At 69.7% G+C, this 23,683-nt stretch carries 20 protein-coding genes; 19 read left to right on the forward strand and 1 reads right to left on the reverse strand.

The features are described 5' to 3' along the window. Positions 1-45: 45 nt before the first annotated feature. From rbfA to ABD154_RS17100, 16 genes are all read left to right on the forward strand, one after another. On the forward strand, positions 46-483 hold the full coding sequence (rbfA, locus tag ABD154_RS17025; protein ID WP_198499128.1) for a 30S ribosome-binding factor RbfA: 438 nt from the start codon (positions 46-48) through the stop codon (positions 481-483). A gap of 336 nt (positions 484-819) precedes the next feature. Next, entirely contained in the window at positions 820-1,578 is a 759-nt protein-coding gene (locus ABD154_RS17030) for a VldE C-terminal domain-containing protein (RefSeq protein ID WP_249121047.1), read from the forward strand. 30 nt (positions 1,579-1,608) lie between these two features. Then, positions 1,609-2,523, forward strand: coding sequence for a tRNA pseudouridine(55) synthase TruB (gene truB, locus ABD154_RS17035; RefSeq protein ID WP_344251718.1), 915 nt, complete (start codon positions 1,609-1,611; stop codon positions 2,521-2,523). Positions 2,524-2,588: 65 nt separating this feature from the next. Then, entirely contained in the window at positions 2,589-3,527 is a 939-nt protein-coding gene (locus ABD154_RS17040; protein ID WP_211979033.1) for a bifunctional riboflavin kinase/FAD synthetase, read from the forward strand. A gap of 93 nt (positions 3,528-3,620) precedes the next feature. Then, positions 3,621-3,890 carry a 30S ribosomal protein S15 gene (gene rpsO / locus ABD154_RS17045; protein ID WP_137826052.1) on the forward strand — a complete coding sequence of 90 codons (270 nt, stop codon included), beginning with the start codon at positions 3,621-3,623 and terminating at the stop codon, positions 3,888-3,890. Positions 3,891-5,242: 1,352 nt separating this feature from the next. Then, positions 5,243-7,474 (forward strand): polyribonucleotide nucleotidyltransferase, encoded by a 2,232-nt coding sequence (locus ABD154_RS17050; protein WP_344251719.1) that lies wholly within the window; start codon positions 5,243-5,245, stop codon positions 7,472-7,474. Between the two features lie 35 nt (positions 7,475-7,509). Next, entirely contained in the window at positions 7,510-8,814 is a 1,305-nt protein-coding gene (locus ABD154_RS17055) for a M16 family metallopeptidase (RefSeq protein ID WP_344251797.1), read from the forward strand. A 9-nt stretch (positions 8,815-8,823) separates the two neighbouring features. Then, complete coding sequence (locus tag ABD154_RS17060) at positions 8,824-9,426, forward strand: TetR/AcrR family transcriptional regulator (RefSeq protein WP_344251720.1); 603 nt, start codon at positions 8,824-8,826, stop codon at positions 9,424-9,426. A gap of 91 nt (positions 9,427-9,517) precedes the next feature. Next, positions 9,518-10,693, forward strand: coding sequence for a Glu/Leu/Phe/Val dehydrogenase dimerization domain-containing protein (locus ABD154_RS17065; RefSeq protein ID WP_344251721.1), 1,176 nt, complete (start codon positions 9,518-9,520; stop codon positions 10,691-10,693). 8 nt (positions 10,694-10,701) lie between these two features. Continuing rightward, the gene (locus tag ABD154_RS17070; RefSeq protein ID WP_344251722.1) at positions 10,702-12,876 is read left to right on the forward strand and encodes an acetate--CoA ligase family protein; all 2,175 of its coding nucleotides are present in this window, start codon (positions 10,702-10,704) and stop codon (positions 12,874-12,876) included. Further along, positions 12,873-14,552 (forward strand): thiamine pyrophosphate-binding protein, encoded by a 1,680-nt coding sequence (locus tag ABD154_RS17075; protein WP_344251723.1) that lies wholly within the window; start codon positions 12,873-12,875, stop codon positions 14,550-14,552. Before ABD154_RS17070 ends, ABD154_RS17075 begins: the two co-directional genes overlap by 4 nt. 55 nt (positions 14,553-14,607) lie before the next feature. Further along, positions 14,608-15,774: an acyl-CoA dehydrogenase family protein gene (locus ABD154_RS17080; RefSeq protein WP_344251724.1), complete on the forward strand. Its 1,167-nt coding sequence runs from the start codon at positions 14,608-14,610 to the stop codon at positions 15,772-15,774. Between the two features lie 198 nt (positions 15,775-15,972). Then, complete coding sequence (locus tag ABD154_RS17085) at positions 15,973-16,599, forward strand: superoxide dismutase (protein ID WP_009378466.1); 627 nt, start codon at positions 15,973-15,975, stop codon at positions 16,597-16,599. A gap of 159 nt (positions 16,600-16,758) precedes the next feature. Then, positions 16,759-17,304, forward strand: a complete 546-nt coding sequence (locus ABD154_RS17090) for a GNAT family N-acetyltransferase (RefSeq protein WP_344251725.1) — start codon at positions 16,759-16,761, stop codon at positions 17,302-17,304. Positions 17,305-17,413: 109 nt separating this feature from the next. Continuing rightward, complete coding sequence (gene dapB / locus ABD154_RS17095) at positions 17,414-18,154, forward strand: 4-hydroxy-tetrahydrodipicolinate reductase (RefSeq protein ID WP_344251726.1); 741 nt, start codon at positions 17,414-17,416, stop codon at positions 18,152-18,154. Beyond that, positions 18,154-18,603: a tetratricopeptide repeat protein gene (locus tag ABD154_RS17100; RefSeq protein ID WP_137826337.1), complete on the forward strand. Its 450-nt coding sequence runs from the start codon at positions 18,154-18,156 to the stop codon at positions 18,601-18,603. The genes dapB and ABD154_RS17100 overlap by 1 nt, the downstream gene beginning before the upstream one ends. 45 nt (positions 18,604-18,648) lie before the next feature. Here ABD154_RS17100 and ABD154_RS17105 read toward each other — a convergent pair whose 3' ends face one another. Further along, entirely contained in the window at positions 18,649-20,022 is a 1,374-nt protein-coding gene (locus ABD154_RS17105) for a heparan-alpha-glucosaminide N-acetyltransferase domain-containing protein (protein ID WP_344251727.1), read from the reverse strand. A 56-nt stretch (positions 20,023-20,078) separates the two neighbouring features. On the opposite strand from ABD154_RS17105, the gene ypfJ reads away from it, so the two are divergent. The 3 genes from ypfJ to ABD154_RS17120 all read left to right on the forward strand — a co-directional run bounded on the left by ypfJ (position 20,079) and on the right by ABD154_RS17120 (position 23,678). Continuing rightward, entirely contained in the window at positions 20,079-20,957 is an 879-nt protein-coding gene (ypfJ, locus tag ABD154_RS17110; RefSeq protein ID WP_211979043.1) for a KPN_02809 family neutral zinc metallopeptidase, read from the forward strand. A gap of 103 nt (positions 20,958-21,060) precedes the next feature. Next, positions 21,061-23,046, forward strand: a complete 1,986-nt coding sequence (locus tag ABD154_RS17115; protein WP_344251728.1) for an oxidoreductase — start codon at positions 21,061-21,063, stop codon at positions 23,044-23,046. Then, positions 23,043-23,678 (forward strand): TetR/AcrR family transcriptional regulator, encoded by a 636-nt coding sequence (locus ABD154_RS17120; RefSeq protein WP_344251729.1) that lies wholly within the window; start codon positions 23,043-23,045, stop codon positions 23,676-23,678. The genes ABD154_RS17115 and ABD154_RS17120 overlap by 4 nt, the downstream gene beginning before the upstream one ends. Positions 23,679-23,683: the final 5 nt, after the last annotated feature.

A 23,683-nucleotide genomic window follows, 5' to 3' on the forward strand; every position in this document is an offset into this window, starting at 1 on the left:
CTTTCACTTCCGGGCAACCGCCCGACATGGACAGAGGATGAGGACATGGCAGACGCAACCCGCGCACGCAAGATCGCCGATCAGATCAAGGTCATCGTGGCGAGCACGATCGAACGCAGGCTCAAGGACCCGCGCCTCGGCTTCGTCACGGTCACCGACGTCCGCGTCACCGGCGACCTCCAGCACGCGACGATCTTCTACACCGTCTACGGTGACGGCTCCGACCTCGAGTCGACGGCCGCCGCCCTCGAGTCCGCGAAGGGCTTCATCCGCTCCGAGGTCGGCAAGGGGCTGACGATCCGGCTCACCCCGAGCCTCGAGTTCGTCGCCGACGCCGTCCCCGAGGAGGCCCAGCGCCTCGACAACCTGCTCGCCCGCGCCGCAGCCGACGATGCGCGCATCGCCGATCTCAAGAAGGACGCGAAGCACGCCGGCGATGCCGATCCGTACCGGAAGGCCGAGGCCGACACCGACGAAGTCTGAGACTTTCCTCGCCCTCGTCCGCAGCCCTCCGGCCTGTCGTCGCACCGCGACGGCAGGCCGCTGAACTGGGGCGGAGGTGACACGTCGCATTGTGCGAACGCGAGCTTCGCCACACTGGGCGAAAAAATCCCTCGTAACAGTTTTGTTATCTTTCCGCGATGCCCTAGACTTCTTCGGGTAACGATCTGATTACGACTCTGTTAAGGGAATTCTGCATTGGGTAAGCACTCTTCACCAAAGCCCGGCTTCGCCAAGCAACTGATCCGGGACCTCACTCCCGCGACCAAGCGCTCGAGCGGCCGTCACTCTGCTGAGGCCCCTTCGACGGCCACGTCCGTGCTCGCCACGGTCAAGCAGCGGCCCGTCGTCGCAGCGATCGCCGTGCCGGCGGCCGCCACGGCAGCCGTGGTCGGATCGACCGTCGTCATGGGCCCGCCGGAGACCGGCACCGTGACGACCGAAGCCGCGAGCACCGCGCAGCAGGAGCCCGCCTCGACCCCCTCGGCCGTGAGCCAGGACGAGATCGATGCGCAGCGCGCGGAAGCCGGCGAGAAGTACATCGAAGAGGTCAAGAAGGACCCGAAGTACAAGAACAAGACGTCGAAGACCACGCTCGAGGTCAAGACGCCGAAGCCGAAGCCCACCGCGGAGACCGAGTCGAAGGACGAGAAGCCGTCCTCCTCGCCGTCGAAGGACAGCGGTTCGGACTCGAAGAGCAGCGGCAGCACCCCGAGCGGCGTGGAGACCCCGCCGTGCAAGGTGTCGTCGTCGATCGAATCGACGCTCCTGCCCAACGCCGTCAACGGCTACCGTGCCGTGTGCGCGAAGTTCCCCGAGGTCAAGACCTACGGTGGCCGCCGCCAGGGGTCGGGCACGTCCGACCACTACACCGGCGAAGCCGTCGACATCATGATCTCCGGCCCGACCGGGGACCGGATCTCCGAATACCTCATCAAGAACGCCAAGGCGCTCAACGTCAAGTACGTCATCTTCGAACAGCGGATCTGGATGCCCGGCAGCGGCTGGAAGTCGATGGAGGACCGCGGTTCGGCGACGCAGAACCACATGGACCACGTCCACGCCTCGTTCAACTGATCCCCGCCTGAGCACGATCGACTGACACCGGTGACCGATCCTTCCCCGCAGGGCATCCTCGTCTGCGACAAACCACAGGGCCTGACCTCCCACGGGGTCGTCTCGCGGCTGCGCCGCTGGTACGGCACCCGCAAGGTCGGCCACGCCGGCACCCTCGACCCGATGGCCACCGGCGTGCTCGTCCTCGGACTCGGCCGCGGGACGAAGCTGCTCACGCACATCACGGGCGTGACGAAGACCTACCAGGCGACGATCCGCCTCGGCGCGGGCACTCCGACCGACGACGCGGACTCCGAGGTCGACGTCCTCGCCGATCCCGCGGTCCTCAGCGCCGTCAGCGACGGTGACATCGACGCCGGCGTCGGTCGGCTCCGCGGCGTCATCGACCAGGTGCCGAGTGCGGTCTCGGCGATCAAGGTCGACGGCAAGCGGTCGTACGCGCGGGTGCGCGCCGGTGAGGACGTCGTCCTCGAGCCCCGCCGGGTCGAGATCACCCTCTTCGACGTCCTCGAGATCCGCCGCGACCTCGAGGCGGGACACCTCGACCTCGACGTCGTCGTCGACTGCTCCTCGGGCACGTACATCAGGGCGCTCGCGAGGGACCTCGGCGCCGACCTCGGCGTCCACGGTCATCTCACCGCGCTGCGCCGCACCCGCGTCGGTCCCTTCGCGCTCAGCCAGGCGGTGACGATCCCCGAGGATCTCGACGCTCCTGCGCCCCCGCTCATCTCCCTCGCCGAGGCGACCGCGGGCCTGCTGCCCGCCGTCGAGGTCGGCGCGGCGCAGGCGACCGCGCTCATGCAGGGCAAGGCCCTGGCAGGGCCATGGGACGTCGCCGGCGACGAGGTCGCGGCACTCCACGACGGCGAGCTCGTCTCCGTCGCCGAGGTGCGTGCCGACGGCAGTCTCAAGTCGCGCACCGCCTTCGCCATCGACCGCGCGTGAGCCGGTTCGCAGACCATCCCGGCCTGCGATACTCTGAGTCGGTGCACGGAAGGAGCAGCGCTCGAGTGGAGATCTATCACGGCCTGGACGAGGTCCCGGACTTCGACCCCGGCACCGTCATCACCCTGGGCAACTTCGACGGCGTCCACCGTGGGCATCAGACAGTCCTCCGCGCCGTCGCCGCCGAGGCCGTCGAGCATTCGCTGACGTCGGTGGCGATGACCTTCGACCCGCACCCGCGCACGATCCACAGTCCGGACACCCCGACGCTGATGATCACGAGCCCGGAGCAGAAGTCCGCGCTCATCGCCGAGACCGGAATCGACGTCCTCTTCGTCCAGCCCTACGACCTCGAGTTCGCCGCGCAGACGCCGGAGGAGTTCGTCGCCCGGTACTTCGTCGAGGGGCTGAAGTGCCGGTGCGTCGTCGTCGGCGACGATGTCAGGTTCGGCCACGACAACTCCGGGACCATCGAGACCCTGCGCCGCCTCGGCGAGGAGATGGGGTTCACCACGGTGACGATCGATGAGGTCGGGCGCGGGGGACGGTATTCGTCGTCGCGGATCCGTGACCAGATCATCGCCGGTGATGTCGCCGAGGCGGCCGATCAGCTCGGTCGCTACCACCGGGTCGAGGGCACCGTCGTCCACGGTGACGCCCGCGGACGCGACCTCGGGTTCCCCACGGCCAACCTCTCCGCCGACGCCGCGGGACTCATTCCCGCCGACGGCGTCTACGCGGGCTGGGCGAGCTTCGAGGGGGAGGAGCATCCGTTCCCCGCCGCGATCTCGATCGGGACGAACCCGACGTTCCAGGGTGACTGCCGCCGGGTCGAGGCCTACGTGCTCGACAAGGAGTTCGGGGAGTTCGACGTCTACGACCGGCACATGACCCTTGACTTCGTCGCGCGCATCCGCGGACAGGTGACCTTCACGGGCATGGACGCGCTCATCGCGCAGATGCACGAGGACATCGCCGATGTGCGCGAGGTCCTGCACACCTGATAAGCTGAACTCTGCCGTTTTCACCGGCCGCGGTCCCAGAGGGCTGGAACTGACCTGTTCCGGCGCCGCGCAACGATACGTAAGGAGAACTCCATGGCTCTCGATACTGCCACGAAGCAAGAGATCATCAAGGAATACGGAACTCACGAGGGCGACACCGGTTCTCCCGAGGTTCAGGTTGCCCTGCTGACCCGCCGGATCACGGATCTCACCGAACACTTCAAGGATCACAAGCACGACCACCATTCGCGTCGTGGCCTGTTGCTCCTCGTCGGTCAGCGCCGCCGGATGCTCAAGTACCTCCAGCAGGTCGACATCGAGCGCTACCGCTCGCTCATCAAGCGCCTCGGCCTGCGCCGCTGATTCCAGCGCCGTTGCGTCCAGCGCCGCTGATTCGGGTCGACCCGGATCCGCGGCCGGCTCGCTGAGGCTGCTTCTTCGCTGAAGCCGTTGCTTCGCTGAGGTTGCTATTGCGCTGAGTCCGTCAGCTCGCACGAACGCCCCGCCCTTCTCGGCGGGGCGTTCGTCGTTGCCGGGGGAGTGGGCTGGCTGGGCTGGGGGTGTGGCGCCGGTGCAGTGCGGTGCGCTTCGGCGACACAGGGTGCGCTGAGCGACTGTCGGCCAAAAGTGAAATGGCGCTCGACTAGTGGCCGGGCGATTCTACTTCTGGCCGCCAGCCGGTGGTGTGTCGCGAACTTCTCGCCGGCAGATCGACTTCCGGCTGGCACAAGGACTTCTCGCGCAAGGGTGCGTCAGAGCTTCTGCGCCGGTGTTGCGACACGGGGTGCGCGGAGTGCCTGTCGGCCAAAAGTGAAATGGCGCTCGACTAGTGGCCGGGCGATTCTACTTCTGGCCGACAGTCGGTGGCGTGTCGCGAACTTCTCGCCGGCAGATCGACTTTCGGCTGGCGCAACGACTTCTCGCGGACAGGACTTCTGGGCGGCCGAACAAGTTTCGGCTGGCGCAACGACTTCTCGCGCAAGGGAGCGTCTGAGTTTCGGCGCCAGTGTTGCGACACGGGGTGCGCGGAGTGCCTGTCGGCCAAAAGTCGAATGGCGCTCGACTAGTGGTCGGGTGATTCTACTTCCGGCCGACAGTCGGTGGCGTGTCGCGAACTTCTCGCCGGCAGATCGACTTTCCGCTGGCGCAACGACTTCTCGCGCAAGGGTGCGTCAGAGCTTCTGCGCCGGTGTTTCGACACGGGGTGCGCTGAGCGACTGTCGGCCAAAAGTGAAATGGCGCTCGACTAGTGGCCGCGTGATTCTACTTCTGGCCGCCAGCCGGTGGCGTGTCGCGGACTTCTCGCCGGCAGATCGACTTTCTGCTGGCACAATGACTTTTCGCGGACAGGACTTCTCGCCGGCGCAACGACTTTCGGCTGGCACGACGACTTCTGGCCGGCACGCAGCGCACGACGGGCAGCGCTCTCGGCACCCTCGCGCGCACCCGCGAGACCCCGGCCGTGACCGGGAGTTCAGCTGTGCGCGGACCCACGGTCGGATGACGGCAACTGCGGTAGACTGACCGGCGGACACCTATGCCATGGACGTTTCGGTCCTCGGTAGTGGCCTCCGGAGGAAGGCAGATGCCCGCGCAGACGCCCTCATCCGTGGGCCCCGATCGATGACCGGCCCTGGTTCCATGGCGTCCACGACACTGTCCGCCGGCGCGGCAGGCGCACCCGCCCGTCCGTCGGCATTGAACTAGGAGACTACGTGGGTACCACCCCTGAAACCACCGTGGCCACGATCGACAACGGTCGCTTCGGCTCACACACCATCCGCTTCGAAACCGGCCGGCTGGCCAAGCAGGCCGCCGGCTCCGCCGTCGCCTACCTCGACGACGACACGATGCTGCTCTCGGCGACCACCGCCGGCAAGCACCCCCGTGAGGGCTTCGACTTCTTCCCGCTCACCGTCGACGTCGAAGAGCGCATGTACGCCGCCGGCCGCATCCCCGGCTCGTTCTTCCGCCGTGAGGGCCGCCCCTCGACCGACGCGATCCTCACCTGCCGCCTCATCGACCGTCCGCTGCGCCCGTCCTTCGTCAAGGGCCTGCGCAACGAGGTCCAGGTCGTCGTCACCGTGATGTCGATCAACCCCGACCACCTCTACGACGCCCTGGCGATCAACGCCGCGTCGATGTCGACCCAGCTCTCGGGTCTGCCGTTCTCCGGCCCCATCGGCGGCGTGCGCATCGCGCTCATCGACGGTCAGTGGGTCGCCTTCCCGAACTTCTCGCAGCTCGACGACGCCGTCTTCGACATGGTCGTCGCCGGTCGCATGGTCGGTGACGACGTCGCCATCATGATGGTCGAGGCCGAGGCCACCGAGAACTCGATCGACCTCGTGAAGACCGGCGCGACAGCCCCCACCGAGGAGGTCGTGGCCGAAGGTCTCGAAGCCGCCAAGCCCTTCATCGCCGAACTCTGCCGCGCCCAGCAGGAACTCGCCGACCAGGCCGCGAAGCCGACCGTCGAGTTCCCCGTCTTCCGCGACTACCAGGACGACGTCTTCGAGGCCGTCAAGGACCTCGCCGAGGCGAAGCAGACCGAGAACTTCCAGATCGCCGACAAGCAGGAGCGCGAAGCCGCCGGCGAAGAGCTCCTCGCAGAGCTCTTCGACAAGCTCGGCGAGCGCTTCGAGGGCCGCGAGAAGGAGATCGCCGCGGCGCTCAACGCCCTGACGAAGCAGGTCGTGCGCAAGCGCATCCTCACCGAGCAGGTCCGCATCGACGGACGCGGGCTCAAGGACATCCGTCCGCTCTCGGCCGAGGTCGGCGTCATCCCGCGCGTCCACGGCTCGGCGCTCTTCCAGCGCGGCGAGACCCAGATCCTCGGCATCACCACGCTCAACATGCTCAAGCTCGAGCAGCAGATCGACTCGCTGTCGCCGGTGACCTCGAAGCGCTACATGCACCACTACAACTTCCCGCCCTACTCGACCGGTGAGACCGGCCGGGTGGGCAGCCCGAAGCGCCGCGAGATCGGCCACGGCGCTCTGGCCGAGCGCGCCCTGGCCCCGGTCCTGCCCTCGCGCGAGGAGTTCCCGTACGCGATCCGCCAGGTCTCCGAGGCCCTCGGTTCGAACGGGTCGACCTCGATGGGCTCCGTGTGCGCCTCGACGCTGTCGATGCTCAACGCCGGTGTGCCCCTCCAGGCACCCGTGGCCGGCATCGCGATGGGCCTCGTCTCCGACGTCATCTCCACCGACCAGGGCGAGCAGACCGCATACGCGGCCCTGACCGACATCCTCGGTGCGGAAGACGCCTTCGGCGACATGGACTTCAAGGTCGCCGGCACCCGGGACTTCGTCACCGCGATCCAGCTCGACACGAAGCTCGACGGTCTGCCCTCCTCGGTGCTCACCGCCGCGCTCAAGCAGGCCCGCGAGGCCCGCATGGTCATCCTCGACGTCATGGCCGAGGCCATCGACGCCCCGGGTGAGATGGCGGCGACGGCTCCGCGGATCATCTCGGTGAACATCCCCGTCGACAAGATCGGCGAGGTCATCGGCCCCAAGGGCAAGATGATCAACCAGATCCAGGAGGACACCGGCGCGGACATCAGCATCGAGGACGACGGCACCGTGCTCATCGGCGCGACCGACGGCACCTCCGCCGAGGCGGCCCGCTCGATGATCAACGCGATCGCCAACCCGCAGGTCCCCGAGGTCGGCGAACGCTACCTCGGCACCGTGGTCAAGACGATGAGCTTCGGCGCGTTCGTCTCGCTCACCCCGGGCAAGGACGGGCTCCTCCACATCTCCGAGCTGCGCAAGCTCAACGACGGCAAGCGCGTCGAGGACGTCGAGGACGTCGTCGGCGTGGGCCAGAAGGTCCAGGTCGAGATCACGAAGATCGACGACCGCGGCAAGCTCTCGCTCGCTCCCGTCGTCGACGGCGATGACGACGCGGACGCCGAGGCGGATGAGGAGTCGGAGAACTGATCCCAGGCTCCACGCACACCGGGGAGGACAGCCGCATCGAACGGTCTGTCCTCCCCGGTGGTCTCACCGTCACCACCGAGCACATGCCGGGTCTCGCCTCCGAGACGATCGGCATCTGGGTCGCCGCCGGGTCCCGTGACGAGACCGCGGCGACCGCCGGCTCGACCCATTTCCTCGAGCACATGCTCTTCAAGGGCACCTCGACGAAGGACGCGAAGACGATCGCCGCGGCCTTCGACCGCACGGGCGGGGACTCCAACGCCATCACGGCCAAGGAGTTCACGTGCTACTACTCCCGCTGCCTCGTCACCGACCTCCCGGCGATCACCTCGCTGCTCCTCGACATGGTCTCCGACTCCACGCTCGACCCTGTGGAGTTCGAACGTGAGCGCGGGGTCATCATCGAAGAGCTCGCGATGGCCGCCGACGATCCCGGCGACGTCCTCTTCGACGACTTCGACGCCCTCGTCTTCGCCGATCACCCGCTGGCCCGTCCCGTCGGAGCGACGAAGGACCAGATCCGGGTGCTCGGCCACCACACCCTGCTCGACCACTACGCCTCGACCTACGTGCCCGGCCAGCTCATCATCGCCGCGGCCGGCGGCGCCGAGCACTCCGAGGTCGTCGGCATGGTCGAACGGGCACTGACCGAGACCGGGGCGTTCGCGACGACCGTGGCCCTGCCGGAAGAGGTCTCGACCTCACCGGGCGCAGGCGTCATCGGGCACCCGCACGCGGCCGCCTCGGCGCGCACCCTGCCCGAATTCCGCACCGGCCGCTCGCACACGACCAAGGACACCGAGCAGTTGGGGATGCTGCTCGGATGCCAGGGTCTGCCCGAGGGCCACCCGGACCGGTTCGTCTACTCGGTGCTGCTCACCCTGCTCGGCGGCGGCATGTCCTCGCGGCTGTTCCAGAGCATCCGCGAGGAGCGGGGGCTCGCCTACGCGGTCAACGCGACCGCGAGCCAGTTCACCGACATCGGGACGTTCGGGATCTACGCCGGGTGCAGCCCCGAGAACGGGCAGGCCGTCCTCGACCTGGCACTGACCGAATGGGACCGCCTCGCGCAGCTCCCGCCGAGCCGTGCCGAACTCGACGAGATCGTCTCCCAGCTCTCCGGATCGATGGTGCTCGGACTCGAATCCTCGGCGGCGCGGATGAACCGCCTGGCCCGGGCCGAGATCTTCGGCATCCCGCTCGAAGCGCCCTTCGACCTCATCGAGCGCATCCGCTCGGTCACCCCCGACCAGGTCAGCGCCATGGCCGGCGATCTCCTCGTGCGACCGAAGGCGCTCTCCCTCGTCGGCCCGGCCACCGACGTCGCACTGCGGGACTGAGGCCGGCGCATGGGTCGCAAACGCGCCGAGGTGCGCCGCGAGGAGATCCTCGCCGCGACCATCGACGAGATCGAGGCGACCGGGCTGCGCGCCCTGCGGGTCGCCGACGTCGCCCGCCGCCTCGACCTGAGCGCGAGCCTCGTCATCTACCACTTCGCGACGAAGGAGGCCCTCGTCGCCGAGGCATTCGCCTTCGCCGGTGAGAACGACCTCGACCGGGCGCGGGCGATCGCCGCCGCGGACCGTCCGGCGCAGGAGATCCTCGACGACCTCCTCGCGTGGTACCTGCCGAGCGGGTCGACGCGCAGCTGGACGATCTGGATGGACGCATGGTCCGCGGCGCTCTTCGACGAGGAGATCAGGGCCACGCTCGCCCGTCTCGACCGCGCGTGGCAGACCGTGTTCGCCGAGGTGGTCCGCTCCGGTGCGGGGACCGGGGAATTCACCGTGGCGCCCGGTGACATCGCCGAGGCGGTGACGAAGATCCTCGCCCACCTCGACGGTCTCTCGGTCCGGCTGATGACCTCCGAGACCGACTCCCGGGCGCTCATGCTCGACTGGGTCCGCGACTTCGCCGACTCCGCTCTCGGACGCGCCCGCCCCCGGCCTTGACGCGCGGCGCCCTGCGGCCGCAGACTGGTGTGAGACTCTTACTGAACCGCTATTCAGTAAGACCTCCATCCGCCCGTCCCTCGGAGGCCCCATGTTCATGGACATCACCTGGCAGGACCCGATCACCGGCACCCACGGCTTCGTCGTCATCGACACCCTCGTGCGCGGCGCCGCCTCCGGGGGCCTGCGCATGCGGCCCGGGTGCACCCTGGAGGAGGTGCGCGGACTCGCCGAGGGCATGACCCGCAAAGAGGCGATCCACCTCGTGCCCGGACGCCGGTACGTCCCGGTCGGCGGGGCAAAGGGCGGCATCGACTTCGACCCCCGCGCCGAGGGCGCCGTCGACGTCCTCGAGCGCTTCCTCGTCGCTATCAATCCGCTCATGCACGCGTACTGGGCGCTCGGTGAGGACCTCGGAGTCCGGCAGGACGACATCGACGAGATCCTCGAGCGCCGCGGCCTCGGCAGCGGACTGAGCGCGGTCGAGAAGCTCGTCGCCGACCCCGCCGCAGCCGAGCAGCGGTCGCTGACGGCGTTCTCGACGATCGTCGACGGGGTCGCCCAGGACGAACTCGTCGGCGGACTCGGGGTGGCCGCCTCGGCGCTGGCCGCCCTCGAGGCCGACGGTCGGTCACCGGCGGACACGACCGCGGTGATCCAGGGATTCGGGTCGATGGGCGGGGCGACCGCGCGCTTCCTCGCCGAGGCGGGGGTGCGGATCGTCGGCATCGCCGATGCCGACGGGTTCGTCTCCAACCCCGCGGGCCTCGACGTCGAGACGCTGCTCGCCACCCGCGATCCCTACGGCGGCGTCTCCCGGGACGCGCTGCGCCCGGAAGATCATGTCGGCGACCGCGACGACTGGCTCGCCGCCGACGCCGACCTCCTCGTGCCCGCGGCCGTGAGCTACGCGATCACCGCCGACAACAGCGACCGCGTCCGTGCCAGGCACATCGTCGAGGCCGCGAACATGCCCGTCACCGCCGAGGCAGAGGAGGCGCTGGCGGCTCGCGGCGTCACCGTCGTTCCCGACTTCCTCGCGAACTCCGCGACGAACGCCTGGTGGTGGTGGGTGTACTTCGGTGACATCGACGGCTCGTGGGAGCAGAGCCGCGCCCTCATCGTTGAGACCCTGCGGGACCTGACGACCGAGACGATCACCGCGGCGCGGGAGTCCGGCGTCACCCCACGGGTCGCCGCCCAGGCCCGGGTCGACGCGAACCTCGCCGCCCTCGCCGACCTCGACCGCCCGATGGGTCAGGCTTAGGGCGCGACGTGGACCAGTTCTTCGACCCCAGCAGCGTCGCTGTCCTCGGAGCCTCGAACAATCCGGCGAAATGGGGCTTCTGGCTCGCCGCCGGAGCCCTGACCGGGGCCGGGCGACGGCGCGTCTTCCTCATCAACTCGAACGCCACCTCGATCCAGGGCGTCCCGACGCACGCGCGCCTGTCCGATCTGCCCGAGGCCCCCGAGCTCCTCGTCATCTCGATCCCGGGTGCCGGGGTCGAACCCGTCGTCGCCGAGGCGCTCGCGGCCGGCGTGCGCGCGTTCCTCATCGTCTCCACCCGGGTGCCGCGGGCCGCCGAGCTCGCCGCGACGATCACCGCCGCCGGTGCCCGGCTCATCGGCCCCGGCTCCCTCGGCCTCGTCGACTCCGGCAACGAGCTGCTCCTCGCGTGGGGCCATTTCACGCCGGGCTCGCTCGCCGTCGTCTCCCAGAGCGGGCAGCTCGGCTCGGAGATCGCCGCCCTCTCGGCCCGCAGCGGCATCGGGATCTCCCGGTTCGCCTCGATCGGCGGGCAGTCCGATGTCCGGGCGGCGGAGATCCTCGACACCCTCGTCGACGATCCCGCCACCAGTCAGGTCGCCGTCTACCTCGAATCCTTCAGCGGGGGAGAGGCGATCGTCGCTGCCCTGCAGCGCCTGCGGGCGGCGGGCAAACCGACGATGATCCTCACCACCGGAGCCTCGACCGCCGGCAGACGGCTCGCGCGCTCCCACACCGGGGCGCTCACCTCGGCGATCGACGCCGTCGATGCGGCCTGCCGGAAGGCCGGCGCGATCCGCCTGTCCTCACCGTCGGAGATCGTCGAACTCGCCGGGTACTTCGCCTCCTCATGGCTGCCGGGCGGCCGCCGGGTCGCGATCGTCTCCGACTCGGGCGGTCAGGCAGCGATCGCCGCGGACATGGCCGAACTCCACGGCCTCACCGTCGATCCGCTCACTGTGGCGACCCGCGCCAGGGTCTCCGCCGTCATCCCCGAGGCCGGGCACATCGACAACCCCATCGACCTCGACGGGGCCGGGGAGAAGGACCTGAGCGTCTACGCCCGCGTCGTGCGCGAGCTCCTCGCCGACGACAGCGTCGACGCCGTCGTCCTCACCGGGTACTTCGGCGCCTACGGGGAGGACACACCGGAGCTGGAAGCGGCTGAACTCGCCGAGGTGGGTGTCCTCGGCGGGACCGCCGCGGAGCTGCGCAAACCCCTGCTCGTCCATTCGATGAGCGCGGATTCCCCGGCCGTGACCGACCTGTGGGCGCGGTTCGTCCCCTGCTACCGGTCGATCGACACGACGATGCGGGTGCTCTCGCTCGCCGCGTTCTACGCCGCCCACTCCGGTCGGATCGCCGAGTCACTCGAACAGTCGGCGGCACTGACCCCGTGGGGGACCGGCTACAGCGCGGCCCGGGAGACGATCGCGGCAGCCGGGGTCGCCGTGCCCGCTGGGGTGCGGGTGGGGGACTCCGATGACCTCGCCGAGGCGGTCGCGGCAGCGGGTCTGACCCCGCCGTTCGTCCTCAAGGCAGGGTGGCCCGCGCACAAGACGGAGGTCGGCGGCATCGTCCTCGGGCTGCCGGACCTGGCCGCGCTCGACGCCGCGCACACGGAGATGGTCGGCCGCCTCGGTGCCGGTGACTACATCGTCGAGGAGATGGACCGGCGTGAGCACGTCGTCGAGATCCTCGTCGGCGGGCGGCAGGACGAGAACTTCGGTCCCATCGTCCTGGTCGGGGCCGGGGGCACGGAGACGGAGCTCTACGAGGACACCCGTCTCGAACTCGCGCCGGTGTCGCGGACCGAGGCCCTCGACATGCTCGCGCGACTGAAGATCCACCGGCTCCTCCAAGGATGGCGGGGCCGGCCGGCCGCCGACGTCGAGAGCCTCGCCGACGTCGTCGTCGCCGTCTCCCGGCTCATCGCCGGGTCGAACGCGATCACGGAGATCGAGATCAACCCCGTGCGCGTCGCCGCATCCGGGGCGCTCGCCGTCGACGCCCTCGTCATCACCGACCCCGGTGAGACCGAGGAGGCCGGAGAGACCGAGGACGCGGACGCCGCAGGCGACGACGTCACAGCTCCCACCCATCCGAGCACCGACACCAGCGACCGGGGCCAGGCCATCCCCACCCATCCCCGCACCGACACACGAACGGAGACGAGCGCATGAGCGAACTCACCGGCGGCGGCCACCTCGCCGCAGCCCTGGCCGCCGAGGGCATCACCCGCGTCTTCGGGATCCCCGGCACCCACAACCTCGAGATCTTCGCGCAGCTGAGCGAGCACGGCATCGAGATCGTCTCGCCCCGCCATGAACAGGGGGCGGGCTTCATGGCCGACGGCGCCGCCCGCGTCACCGGTGACGTCCAGGTCGTCGTGACGACGACGGGACCCGCCGTGCTCAACGCGCTGACCGCGCTGCTCCAGTCGTTCACCGACTCCGTGCCGGTCCTCCTCATCAGCCCCGGCATGCCCTCGACCCATCCCGGCCGCGGCACCGGACTCCTCCACGAGGTGCGCAGCCAGGCGCTCGCGATCGAGGCGATCCTCGGCGACAGTCACCGCGTGACGACCGTGGGGGAGGTGCCGCTGGCCGTCGCGCAGGCGCTCACGCGCATCCGCTCCGGCCGGCCCCGGCCCGCGAGCATCGAGATCCCGCTCGACCTCATCGAGGCCACCGGGCCAGGCATCATCCACCCCGCCGTCACCCGGCCCCTGCCCGTGCTCGATGAGCAGGGCGTCGCCACCGCCGCCGAGGCGCTCGCCGCCTCCCAGCGTCCGCTCGTCATCGCCGGCGGCGGGTCCCACGGTGCGGGGGAGGGGATCGTCGCCCTCGCCGAGGCGCTCGGCGCCGGGATCATCCTCTCCGCGAACGCCAAGGGCGCGATCGCCGGCGACCATCCGCTCGTGCTCGGGGCGAACGGGTTCCTCCCCGAGCTGCCCGACATCCTCGCCCGCGCCGATGCCGTCGTCGCGGTCGGCACCGAACTCGCCCCGAGCGACTTCTGGCCCGTACTACTGACCCTGCCCGACACCGTCGTACGCATCGACATCGACGAGACGCAGATGCTCGGCAATGCCGCGGTCAGCCATCCCCTCATCGCCGACGCGACCGAGGCCACCGCCTCTCTCGCCGCCGCCGTGAAGCGGGTGCGGGACCACAGCGGCGCCGAGGCGGTGGCGTCGGGCGGCGCAGCGGCGCCGGGCTCGGCCGTTGAGCGGAGCGCGGGCGGCTGGCCGGCCGAGGTCGTGGAGATCGCCCGCGCCGCGGCCGCCCGCGACGGGCAGCCGTGGGCGGCGCTGTCGGAGGGGCTCACCGCGTTCACCCAGGCCGCGGAGTCCCCGGTCGTCATCGCCGCCGACCAGACGATGAGCTGCTACTACGGCGTGCAGACCGGCTGGGCGGCCCGCCTCGGCGATCGCTATCTCTATCCGGCCGGCGCGGGCACGCTCGGGTTCGCGCTGCCGGCGGCGATCGGTGCGAAGCTCGCCGACCCCGCGGCCCGCGTCATCGCGATCGAGGGCGACGGGGGAGCGATGTTCACGATCCCCGAACTCGCCGCCGCCGTCCAGGACGAGGTCAGCCTCGCGCTCATCATCGTCGACAACGGCGGATACGGGGAGATCCGCAACGAGATGGCCGACCGCGGCGACGTGCCCACCGGCGTCGCCCTGCGCGGACCGGACTTCCCGGCCCTCGCCTCGGCGCTGGGGGCCCACGGAGTCCACGTCGACGGCGCAGAGGCACTCACGGCCGCCCTCACCTCGGCGATGGAGCGGACCGGTCCCACCCTCATCCACCTGTGGGAGGACTCCCGGGCGTCCGAGGACATGCTCGGCCGCTGAGGACCCACCCGACCCGACATCCACCCTTGCCGCCGGTGAGGGACGAAGGAGAGCTATGACCTACACCCCGTGGCCGCTCAGCGACGAGCAGTCCGCCGTCATCGACCTGTGCCGGACCTTCGCCGTCGAGCAGATCCGACCGGCGGGCCGCACCGTCGACGAGGCCGACACCGAATCGCCGGTCGACCTCTTCGCCGCGGCGGCGAAGCTCGGGATCACCGATTTCATGATCCCCGAGGAGTACGGCGGGGGCGGGTTCACCGACGTGTTCACACAGTGCCTCGTCCAGGAGCAGCTGTGCTTCGGGGATCCGGGGATCGGGAACTTCGTGTGCTCGAACGGCTTCTTCGCCGACCCCGTGCTCGCGCTCGGCACCGACGCGCAGAAGGAGGCGTGGCTGCGGCCCCTGACCGGGGAGAGCCCGAAGTTCACGGCGCTCGCGACGACCGAACCCGGCTCCGGATCGGACTCCGCGTCGATCATCACCCGCGCCGATCGGACCGACGGCGGATACCTTCTCAACGGGCAGAAGGCGTGGATCTCCAACGCCGGACTCGCCGACTTCTACGTCGTCTTCGCGAAGACCGACCCTGCGCAGCGGGCCCGCGGGGTCAGCGCGTTCCTCCTTGAGAAGGACACCCCGGGCATGGAGTTCGGGGCGCCGATGAAGAAGATGGGGCAGCGGGCGATCGTGTGCCGGGAGATCTTTCTCTCCGACGCATTCGTGCCCGAGGACAACCGCCTCGGCGCGGAGGGCCAGGGGTTCTACGGGCTCATGCGCACCTTCGACATCTCCCGCGTCGTCCTCGGCGCCGCCGCCCTCGGCACTGCCCGGGCCGCCTACGAGTACGCCCGGGACTATGCGCGCGAGCGCGAGCAGTTCGGGACGAAGATCATCGACCATCAGGCGGTCGCGTTCCGGCTCGCCGACATGTCCTCGCGCATCGACGCCGCGTGGCTGCAGGTGCTCAACGCCGCCCGGATGATCGACGCCGGTGACGCGGTGCCGCGGGAGCGGGTGACCGCCGCAGCGGCGATGGCGAAGCTGGGCGCCTCGGAGACGGCGATGTTCTCGACGTGGGCGGCCGTGCAGACCCTCGGCGGCTGGGGCTACTCGCGGGAGCATCCCGTCGAGCAGTGGATGCGCGACGTCAAGCTCGAGGAGATCGAGGAGGGCACGAGCGACATCATGCGCCTGCTCATCTCGCGCAGCCTCCCGTGAGGGTTCCGCCCCGGGAGAACGGCAGTGAGACCGTCGCCGACCAGGCGCCCTGCCTGGTCGGCGAGCGGTTCGAGAAACCTCGGCGAGTCCCGGAATAGCCTGACCTAACCTTGTGTTGTTCGAGATGAGGCCCTGATATAGGGTCGAAAATGAAGCCGCCGGCCAAGGCGGGCATCAATTCTCTTCAGGAGGAATCTCATGGCTGAGCAGTACACACTTCCGGAGCTGCCCTACGACTACTCCGCTCTCGAGCCGCACATCTCGGCTCGCATCATGGAGCTGCATCACGACAAGCACCACGCGACCTACGTCAAGGGCGCGAACACCGCGGTCGAGCAGATCGCCGAAGCCCGCGAGAGCGGCAACCTCGCGAACCTGCCCAAGCTCATCCGTGACCTCTCGTTCAACCTCGGCGGTCACGTCAACCACTCGATCTTCTGGCAGAACATGTCCCCGGACGGCGGCGACAAGCCGGTCGGCGAGCTCGCGGCTGCGATCGACGACCAGTTCGGCTCCTTCGACAAGTTTCGTGAGGTCTTCACGACTGCAGCGACGACGATCCAGGGCTCCGGTTGGGCCGTTCTCGTCTACGACCAGCTCGGCGGCAACCTCTTCGTCGAACAGCTCCACGACCAGCAGTCGGACATCCAGCAGGGCGGCACCCCGATCCTCCAGCTCGACATGTGGGAGCACGCGTTCTACCTCGACTACCAGAACGTCAAGCCCGACTACGTCAAGGCCTGGTGGAACATCGTCAACTGGGAGGACGCCGGCGCTCGCTTCGACCGCGCGGTCAACCAGACCAAGGGACTGCTCCTCGGCTGAGACGCTCTCCTGAGCTGAGCGCGTGAGGCCGACGCGGGTCTCAGCGTTGACGCTCGCGCTCATCAGGCGGCCCGGACTTCATCACGGAGTCCGGGCCGCCGCTCGTTGGGCGGCTGAGCGGCTGAGAGGGGATCCGCGGGCGACCGGTAGGGTGAGCCCATGACTGCTCACCTGCGATCATGGTCGCCGTCCGACGCCGAGGCGCTCGCTGAGATCTACGCCGAGTCCGACCCCGAGCTGCAGCGCAACATCCCCGAGGAGCACACCGCGGCAGGGGCGAGCACATGGATCGAGTCGATCCTCACCGCCGAGGCCGACGGCACAGCGCGCGCCTTCGTCATCGTCGACGGCACGAGGATCCTCGGCAATGTCATGGCGACAGGGGTCGAACGACGCCACTCGACGGCGTGGATCTCCTACTGGCTGCGCCCGGAGGCGCGGGGGCAGGGCCTCGCCTCCTCCGCGCTGCGCACACTCGTCGACGTCCTCCACGACGACCTCGGCGTCTATCGCCTCGAACTCGGGTACCGCGTGAACAACCCGGCCTCCGGAGTCGTCGCCGCGGCCGCCGGGTTCCTCGTCGAGGGACGTGAACGGCAGCGCCTCGACTACGGCGGCGTCCGCTACGACACCGAGGTGGCTGCGCGGCTGAGCGGGGACCCGCGGGCGCCGGGCGGACGGCTGCCCATCGCCGGCGGCGAGTGACGGACCGCCTCGGTGCGGTGACGACCTGAACGACCGACGGCAGCGGACTCGCTAGACTGGCCTGCGGGCGAAACTGCCCGCAGATCACCGTCGGAGGAAGCGAGCGCACATGAGGGTAGCCGTCATCGGAGCACAGGGACGGATGGGAGCCCAGGCCGTCCAGGCCGTCGAGGAGGCCGAGGGCCTCGACCTCGTCGCCGCGCTCGGCAGCTCGGATCCGCTGGAGACGCTCACCGACCTCGACGTCGACGTCGCCGTCGAACTCACGGTGCCCAAGGCCACCGAGGACAACGTCCGGTTCCTCGTCGAACACGACATCGACACCGTCGTCGGCACGACCGGGTGGGATGCCGACCGGCTCGAGCGGCTCACCGCCCTCCTCGCCGACCACCCGGACACGGCCGTCCTCATCGCCCCCAATTTCTCGATCGGGGCGGTGCTCGCCATGCGCTTCGCCGAGGTGGCCGCCCCCTACTTCGACTCCGCCGAGGTCGTCGAGATCCACCATCCCCGCAAGCTCGACGCCCCCTCGGGCACCGCCGTGCACACCGCGCAGCGCATCGCCGCTGCCCGCCGCGACGCCGGCCTGCCTGCCGTTCCCGACGCCACCGAGACCGACCCCGACGGCGCCCGCGGTGCGGTCATCGACGGCATCCACGTCCACGCGATCCGCCAGCTCGGCATGACCGCCTCGGAGGAGATCCACTTCGGTGCCGCCGGCGAGGCCCTGACGATTCGGACCGATTCGTTCTCCACCTCGGCGTTCATGCCCGGCATCATCACCGCCGTCCGTGCGATCGGCGATCGGACCGGGCTCCTGCACGGCCTCGAGAGCATCCTCGACCTCTGATGTCGAAAGCGAAGATCGGGGCGATCATCGTCTCCGTCGTGCTCGCGTTCTACTTCGTCCTCATGGGACAGCGGGCGTGGATCCTCCTGCGCGAACCCGAGCTCATCCCCAAGCTCATGGGCATCGCCCTGCTCGTGCTGCCGATCGTCGGCGCGTGGGCGCTCATCATGGAGCTCCTCTTCGGTTCGCGGATGGAGCGGCTCGCGAAGATCCTCGAATCCGAGGGGGGACTGCCCGTCGACGATCTGCCGCGCACGCCCGGCGGCCGGATCGTGCGGGAGGCCGCCGACGAGGCGTTCGCCCAGTACCAGTCCGAAGCCGACGCCGCACCGGATGACTGGCGCTCGTGGTTCCGTCTCTCGTGCGCCTATGACGCGAGCGGCGACCGGCGCCGTGCCCGCGCGACGATGCGCAAGGCGATCTCGATGGAGAGAGCCGGGCAGGCGTAGGCGCTCTGCCTCCGGGCGGTTCTGCCGCCGGCTCGGGGGCGCTGCCTATCGCCGGTCCGGGGGACCCGGATGCGCCGGCGGATCGGGATGCGCCGGGGGGTCGGGGTTCGCCGGGGGACCCGGGTTCGCCGGAGGATCCGCCCGGTGCGCCGGAGGAGCCGCGGCCGCGGTGCCCGGTGCCGCCTCGGCGCCCTGACCATTGCCCGCGCGTACCGGACTCACCGCTTTGACGAGGGAGGCGATGACGCCTTCGAGCGGACCGCGCGGACTGACTAAGACCTTCCAGACGATCGCGAGGATGATGAAGGTCAGGGCGTGGATCGCGTACTCGGTCGTGATCTTCGCCGGGTCGGCCTGCTCGATCATCGGCGCCGGCTGGTAGAAGGGGTGCGTGATCTCGACGAGGACGACGTGGGCGGCGTAGACGGTCAGCGGCATCGATCCCGGAGCGCTCAGCGGGGCGAGCAGCCACGACCGCCGGCCGAGCAGGATCGCGGCGGCCTGGAGCACGGCGATCGCGGCGAGCGAGGTGCCGGCGGTGGAGATGAGATCGAACGGGGTCGCCGAATGCGGTCCCGCGATCGCCAGCCACCACCACGAATCCGGTGGTGTCACCCCGTAGCTGTTGATGAAGAGCGCGGCGTTGAGGTCGGCCCCTGAGGTGGCGGCGAGGGCTTCGAGCTCGGCGCGGCCGCCGGCGACGTCGAGGAGGAACCACGAGCCGCCGCGGCCGATGGCGAAGAGGGCGACTCCGGCGAGGAAGAGGGCGGTGAGGTGCCGGCCGATGTCGATCTTCGCGACCGCCATGCCGAGGAGGATGTAGGCCATCCACTGGAGGATCGGATAGTAGCCGGTGAAGACGAGGTCGGTGAACATCGGGCCGAGCGCCCCGAGATCGAACCACGACATCGCCGAGTACGAGGTCTCGAGACCGTACGTGCTGCGCACCCACATCGACACGAGCGGGCTGAGGGCCATCCACAGCCCCGCGAGCGTGAAGAGCGCCCACGGCCGCAGGCGCAGGAAGAGCAGCGCGATGGCGAACATGACACCGTAGTTGACGAGGATGACCGCGAGGTTCGTCGTGATCGCTCCGAGGAAGAGCCCGACGACGATGATCGACGCCGCCCGCACGAGGACCCCGGGCGCCACATCGCGGAGACGACCGGTGGCCTCAAGGGTGCCGCGGGTCGAGAGGACGAGCGAGCAGCCGGCGAGCACCGCGAAGAGCGCCGAGGCGCGACCGGAGAAGATCGCCGCCCACGTCGGGTCGCCCATCTCATCGGTGAGGGGGAAGATGTGGGTGACCATCATCGTCAGCAGCGCCAGTCCGCGGGCGGCGTCGAGACCGACGAGGCGGCCGGGCGGACTCAGTCTGCTGACGAACCGCGCCGAGGCGGTCGCCGGTTGAGTGCTCATGGAACGATTCTCACATGTGAGCCCCCTGGGCCGGGTGTGAACGGTATGTTAATGCCATGACCTTCAATCCGAATGCTGACATCAGCTCGAACCGGACGAGTCGTCGCGGACGCAACACGGCGATCGCCGGCGGCGGTGTCGGAGTCATCGGCCTCCTCGTCTTCCTCGTCGGGCCTCTCCTCGGCGTGGACCTCAGCGGGTTCATCGACGATCCCGCGCTCGAGAGCGGCGGCGGAGGGAACATCTCCAACGAAGCCGCGATGGCCCAATGCGACACCGGCGCCGATGCCAACAAGTCGACCGACTGCCGGATGGCCGGAGCCCAGGTCGTCCTCGACGACTACTGGTCGCAGCAGGTCGAGGGATACACGCCGCCGCAGATGACGATCGTCGACGGGCAGACGTCGACGCAGTGCGGCACCGCCTCGAACGCCGTCGGTCCCTTCTACTGCCCGCCCGAGCAGGGCGTCTACATCGACCCGACCTTCTTCGGCGTGATGCGGGATCGCTTCGGCGCCTCCGCCGACGAACTCGCCCAGCTCTACATCGTCGGCCACGAGTGGGGTCACCACATCCAGAACATCACCGGGACGATGGACCGGTACCCCAACAACGGCACCGGACCCGAGAGCAACGGTGTCCGCACCGAACTCCAGGCCGACTGCTATGCCGGTGCTTGGCTCGGCGACGTCACGACGCTCACCGACGACAACGGCACCCCGTACCTCGAGCCGCCGACGCAGACGCAGATCGACGACGCCCTCAACGCCGCCTTCGTCGTCGGCGACGACTACATCCAGGGGCAGTCGGGCATGGTCAACCCCGAGAGCTTCACCCACGGGACGAGCGAACAGCGCCAGCGGTGGTTCACCGACGGCTACAACAAGGGCCTCGGCAGCTGCGACGCCTTCGCCGTGCCCGGCAGCCAGCTCTGAACCAACCAGTTCTGAGGCAGCCGCGAGTGCCCCTTCCCCAGTTATCCATACCGTGATATGAATTACTGGTCGGCTTCACCTCGCGCATCGATCAAGGACGATCATGTCTCACCTCTTTCCCCATCTCTTCGAGCCCATCACCCTCGGGTCACGGACCATCCGAAACCGCATCGTCTCATCCGGCCATGACACGGTCCTCGACGACCACGGGCAGATCGGCCCCGACCTCGTCGCCTACCACGAGGCAAGGGCCCGCGGCGGCTGCGGGCTCATCGTCCTCCAGGTCTCCGGCATCCACGAGACCGCGCGGTACACCAACCACGTCCTCATGGCCACCGACGACTCCGCGATCCCCGGCTATCGTGCCGTCGCCGAGGCGGTCCACCGGCACGGCGGAACGATCTTCGCCCAGCTCTTCCACCCCGGGCGCGAAGTCATGGACGGTCAGCGCGGCATGGCCCCGCGGGCCGTCGCACCGAGCGACGCACCGCAGGAGCGCTTCAAGGTCGTGCCCGAGGCCCTGAGCACCGCGCAGGTGAGAGACATCATCGCCGGATACGCGAGCTCGGCGGCGCGCATCGCGGCCAGCGGCATCGACGGTGTCGAGATCGTCGCGAGCCACGGCTACCTGCCCATCCAGTTCTTCAACCCGCGGATCAACACCCGCACCGACGACTACGGCGGCAGCCCCGAGAATCGCCGCCGCTTCCTCACCGAGGTCGTCGCCGGCGTCCGCGCCGCCGTCGGTCCCGACATCGTCGTGGGCCTGCGCATCTCGGGGGAGGAGAAGACCGAGGACGGCCTCGTCGCCGGAGAGATCCTCGACCTCATCGGCCACCTCGACGAGCAGGGCGCCCTCGACTACTTCTCCGTCACCGCCGGCGACTCCTCGACGCTCCAGGGCGCCGTCCACATCGTGCCGTCGATGCAGATCGAACCCGGCTATGCGACGTCCCTCTCGGCGCAGGTGAAGAAGGTCACCGACCTGCCCGTCATGGTCGCCGGCCGCATCAACCAGCCCCATGAGGCCGAAGCCGCGATCGCGGAGGGCCGCACCGATATGGCGATCATGACCCGGGCGATGATCTGCGACCCCGACCTCGCCGAGAAGTCCGCCCGCGACGCCGTCGACGAGATCCGCGCATGCATCGGCTGCAACCAGGCGTGCATCGGCCACTTCCAGATGGGCGTGCCGATCTCGTGCATCCAGCACCCCGAAACCGGCCGGGAGCTCACCTTCCTGCCCCGCCCGCACGTCCGGCGGCCGCGCCGCGTCCTCGTCGTCGGCGGGGGACCGGGCGGGCTCAAGGCCGCCGCGGTCGCCGCCGAACAGGGCGATGACGTCGTCCTCTGCGAAGCCGCGCCCCACCTCGGCGGGGCGGTGCTGCTCGCCCAGACCCTGCCCTATCGTGCGGAGTTCGGCGGGGCGGCGACGAATCTGTCCGCCGAGGCGGCCCGGGCCGGAGCCGAACTGCGCACTTCGACGCCGGTGACCCAGGAGATCCTCGCCGAGGTGGCCCCCGACCATGTCATCGTCGCCACCGGGGCGGTCGAGCGGATGCCCACCCTCGAGATCGCCGATGACGCCCTCGTCATCGGGGCCCGCGAGTACCTCAGTGAGCAGCCGCGGTTGCCGGCCGGGCGCATCCTCGTCGCGGACTGGAAGGGCGACTGGATCGGGCTCGGGATCGCGCTCAGGCTCGCGGAGTCCGGGCATCCCGTCACGCTGGCCACGGCCGCGAACTTCGCCGGCGCCGCGATCCAGCAGTACACCCGCACCCTGCTCGTCTCCCAGGCGCTGCGGGTCGGGGTGGAGTTCCTGGGCGACGCCCGCCTCGTCGGCGTCGATGAGGACACCGGATACCTCCAGTCGACGCTGTGCGAGATCGTCCAAGAAGTCGACGGGGTCGCGGCGACGATCGTGTCCGCAGCTCCCCGGGCGGCGGTGCCCGACCTCGACTTCGGACCGGCGAGCGTCGAGGTCATCGGCGACGCCCGGGCGCCGCGGACGGTCGAGGAGGCCGTGTACGAGGGACTCGTCGCCGCGACGAATCTGGCGCGGACGCCGACTGCGATGGCAAGCGCTTGAGCCCGCGCCCCCAGCTCGATCCGACGGCGGTCGCCGCGAGACGGACGGCGATCCTCGAGGCGACGATCGCCGAGATCGTCCGGCGCGGACCCGACGCCGTCCGGCTCAAGGACGTCGCCGCGGCGGCCGGGGTGTCCGTCGGCACGGTCCAGTACTACTTCGCGAACCGTGATGATCTCCTTCTCGAGGCGCTGTCGTCGCACAGCCGTTCGGTCATCGACGCGATCGAGCGCCTCGCCCGCGTCGACGGCAGCGCGTGGGATCGCCTGCGGGCGACGTTCGCCGCGGTCCCGACCGTCGAGTCGTACGAGCGCCGGGCGATCGTGTGGGTCGAACTCGTTGCGGCCGCCCGCCGGAACCGGATCCTCGAGCAGTCCGTCGCCGAGGTGTTCGCCCGCTGGCGGGCGCACTTCCGTTCCCTCATCGACCTCGGCATCGCCGAGGGAAGCCTGACACCCCAGGCGGACACCAGCCTCATCGTCGACACGCTCATCGCCCAGATCGACGGTTTCGACCTCGCGATCGCCGCGGGCCGGGAGGGCCTCACCCCCGACCAGGTCAGCGCGACCCTCGAGGCGACGGCCGCCGCCCTGCTCGGGGTCGACTCGACCGCGGGGGCCCGGCGTCCCTGACCGCG

It is taken from the genome of Brevibacterium sanguinis (assembly GCF_039528855.1).
Classification (GTDB): Bacteria; Actinomycetota; Actinomycetes; order Actinomycetales; family Brevibacteriaceae; genus Brevibacterium; species Brevibacterium sanguinis.

Bases quoted from the DNA above. Each gene is read 5' to 3' on its own strand.
- ABD154_RS17115 (WP_344251728.1), top strand. From the start codon at position 21,061: ATGTCTCACCTCTTTCCCCATCTCTTCGAGCCCATCACCCTCGGGTCA.
- ABD154_RS17105 (WP_344251727.1), bottom strand. From the start codon at position 20,022: ATGAGCACTCAACCGGCGACCGCCTCGGCGCGGTTCGTCAGCAGACTG.
- rbfA (WP_198499128.1), top strand. From the start codon at position 46: ATGGCAGACGCAACCCGCGCACGCAAGATCGCCGATCAGATCAAGGTC.
- ABD154_RS17085 (WP_009378466.1), top strand. From the start codon at position 15,973: ATGGCTGAGCAGTACACACTTCCGGAGCTGCCCTACGACTACTCCGCT.
- ABD154_RS17060 (WP_344251720.1), top strand. From the start codon at position 8,824: ATGGGTCGCAAACGCGCCGAGGTGCGCCGCGAGGAGATCCTCGCCGCG.
- ABD154_RS17065 (WP_344251721.1), top strand. From the start codon at position 9,518: ATGTTCATGGACATCACCTGGCAGGACCCGATCACCGGCACCCACGGC.
- ABD154_RS17090 (WP_344251725.1), top strand. From the start codon at position 16,759: ATGACTGCTCACCTGCGATCATGGTCGCCGTCCGACGCCGAGGCGCTC.
- ABD154_RS17080 (WP_344251724.1), top strand. From the start codon at position 14,608: ATGACCTACACCCCGTGGCCGCTCAGCGACGAGCAGTCCGCCGTCATC.
- dapB (WP_344251726.1), top strand. From the start codon at position 17,414: ATGAGGGTAGCCGTCATCGGAGCACAGGGACGGATGGGAGCCCAGGCC.
- ABD154_RS17100 (WP_137826337.1), top strand. From the start codon at position 18,154: ATGTCGAAAGCGAAGATCGGGGCGATCATCGTCTCCGTCGTGCTCGCG.
- ypfJ (WP_211979043.1), top strand. From the start codon at position 20,079: ATGACCTTCAATCCGAATGCTGACATCAGCTCGAACCGGACGAGTCGT.
- ABD154_RS17075 (WP_344251723.1), top strand. From the start codon at position 12,873: ATGAGCGAACTCACCGGCGGCGGCCACCTCGCCGCAGCCCTGGCCGCC.
- rpsO (WP_137826052.1), top strand. From the start codon at position 3,621: ATGGCTCTCGATACTGCCACGAAGCAAGAGATCATCAAGGAATACGGA.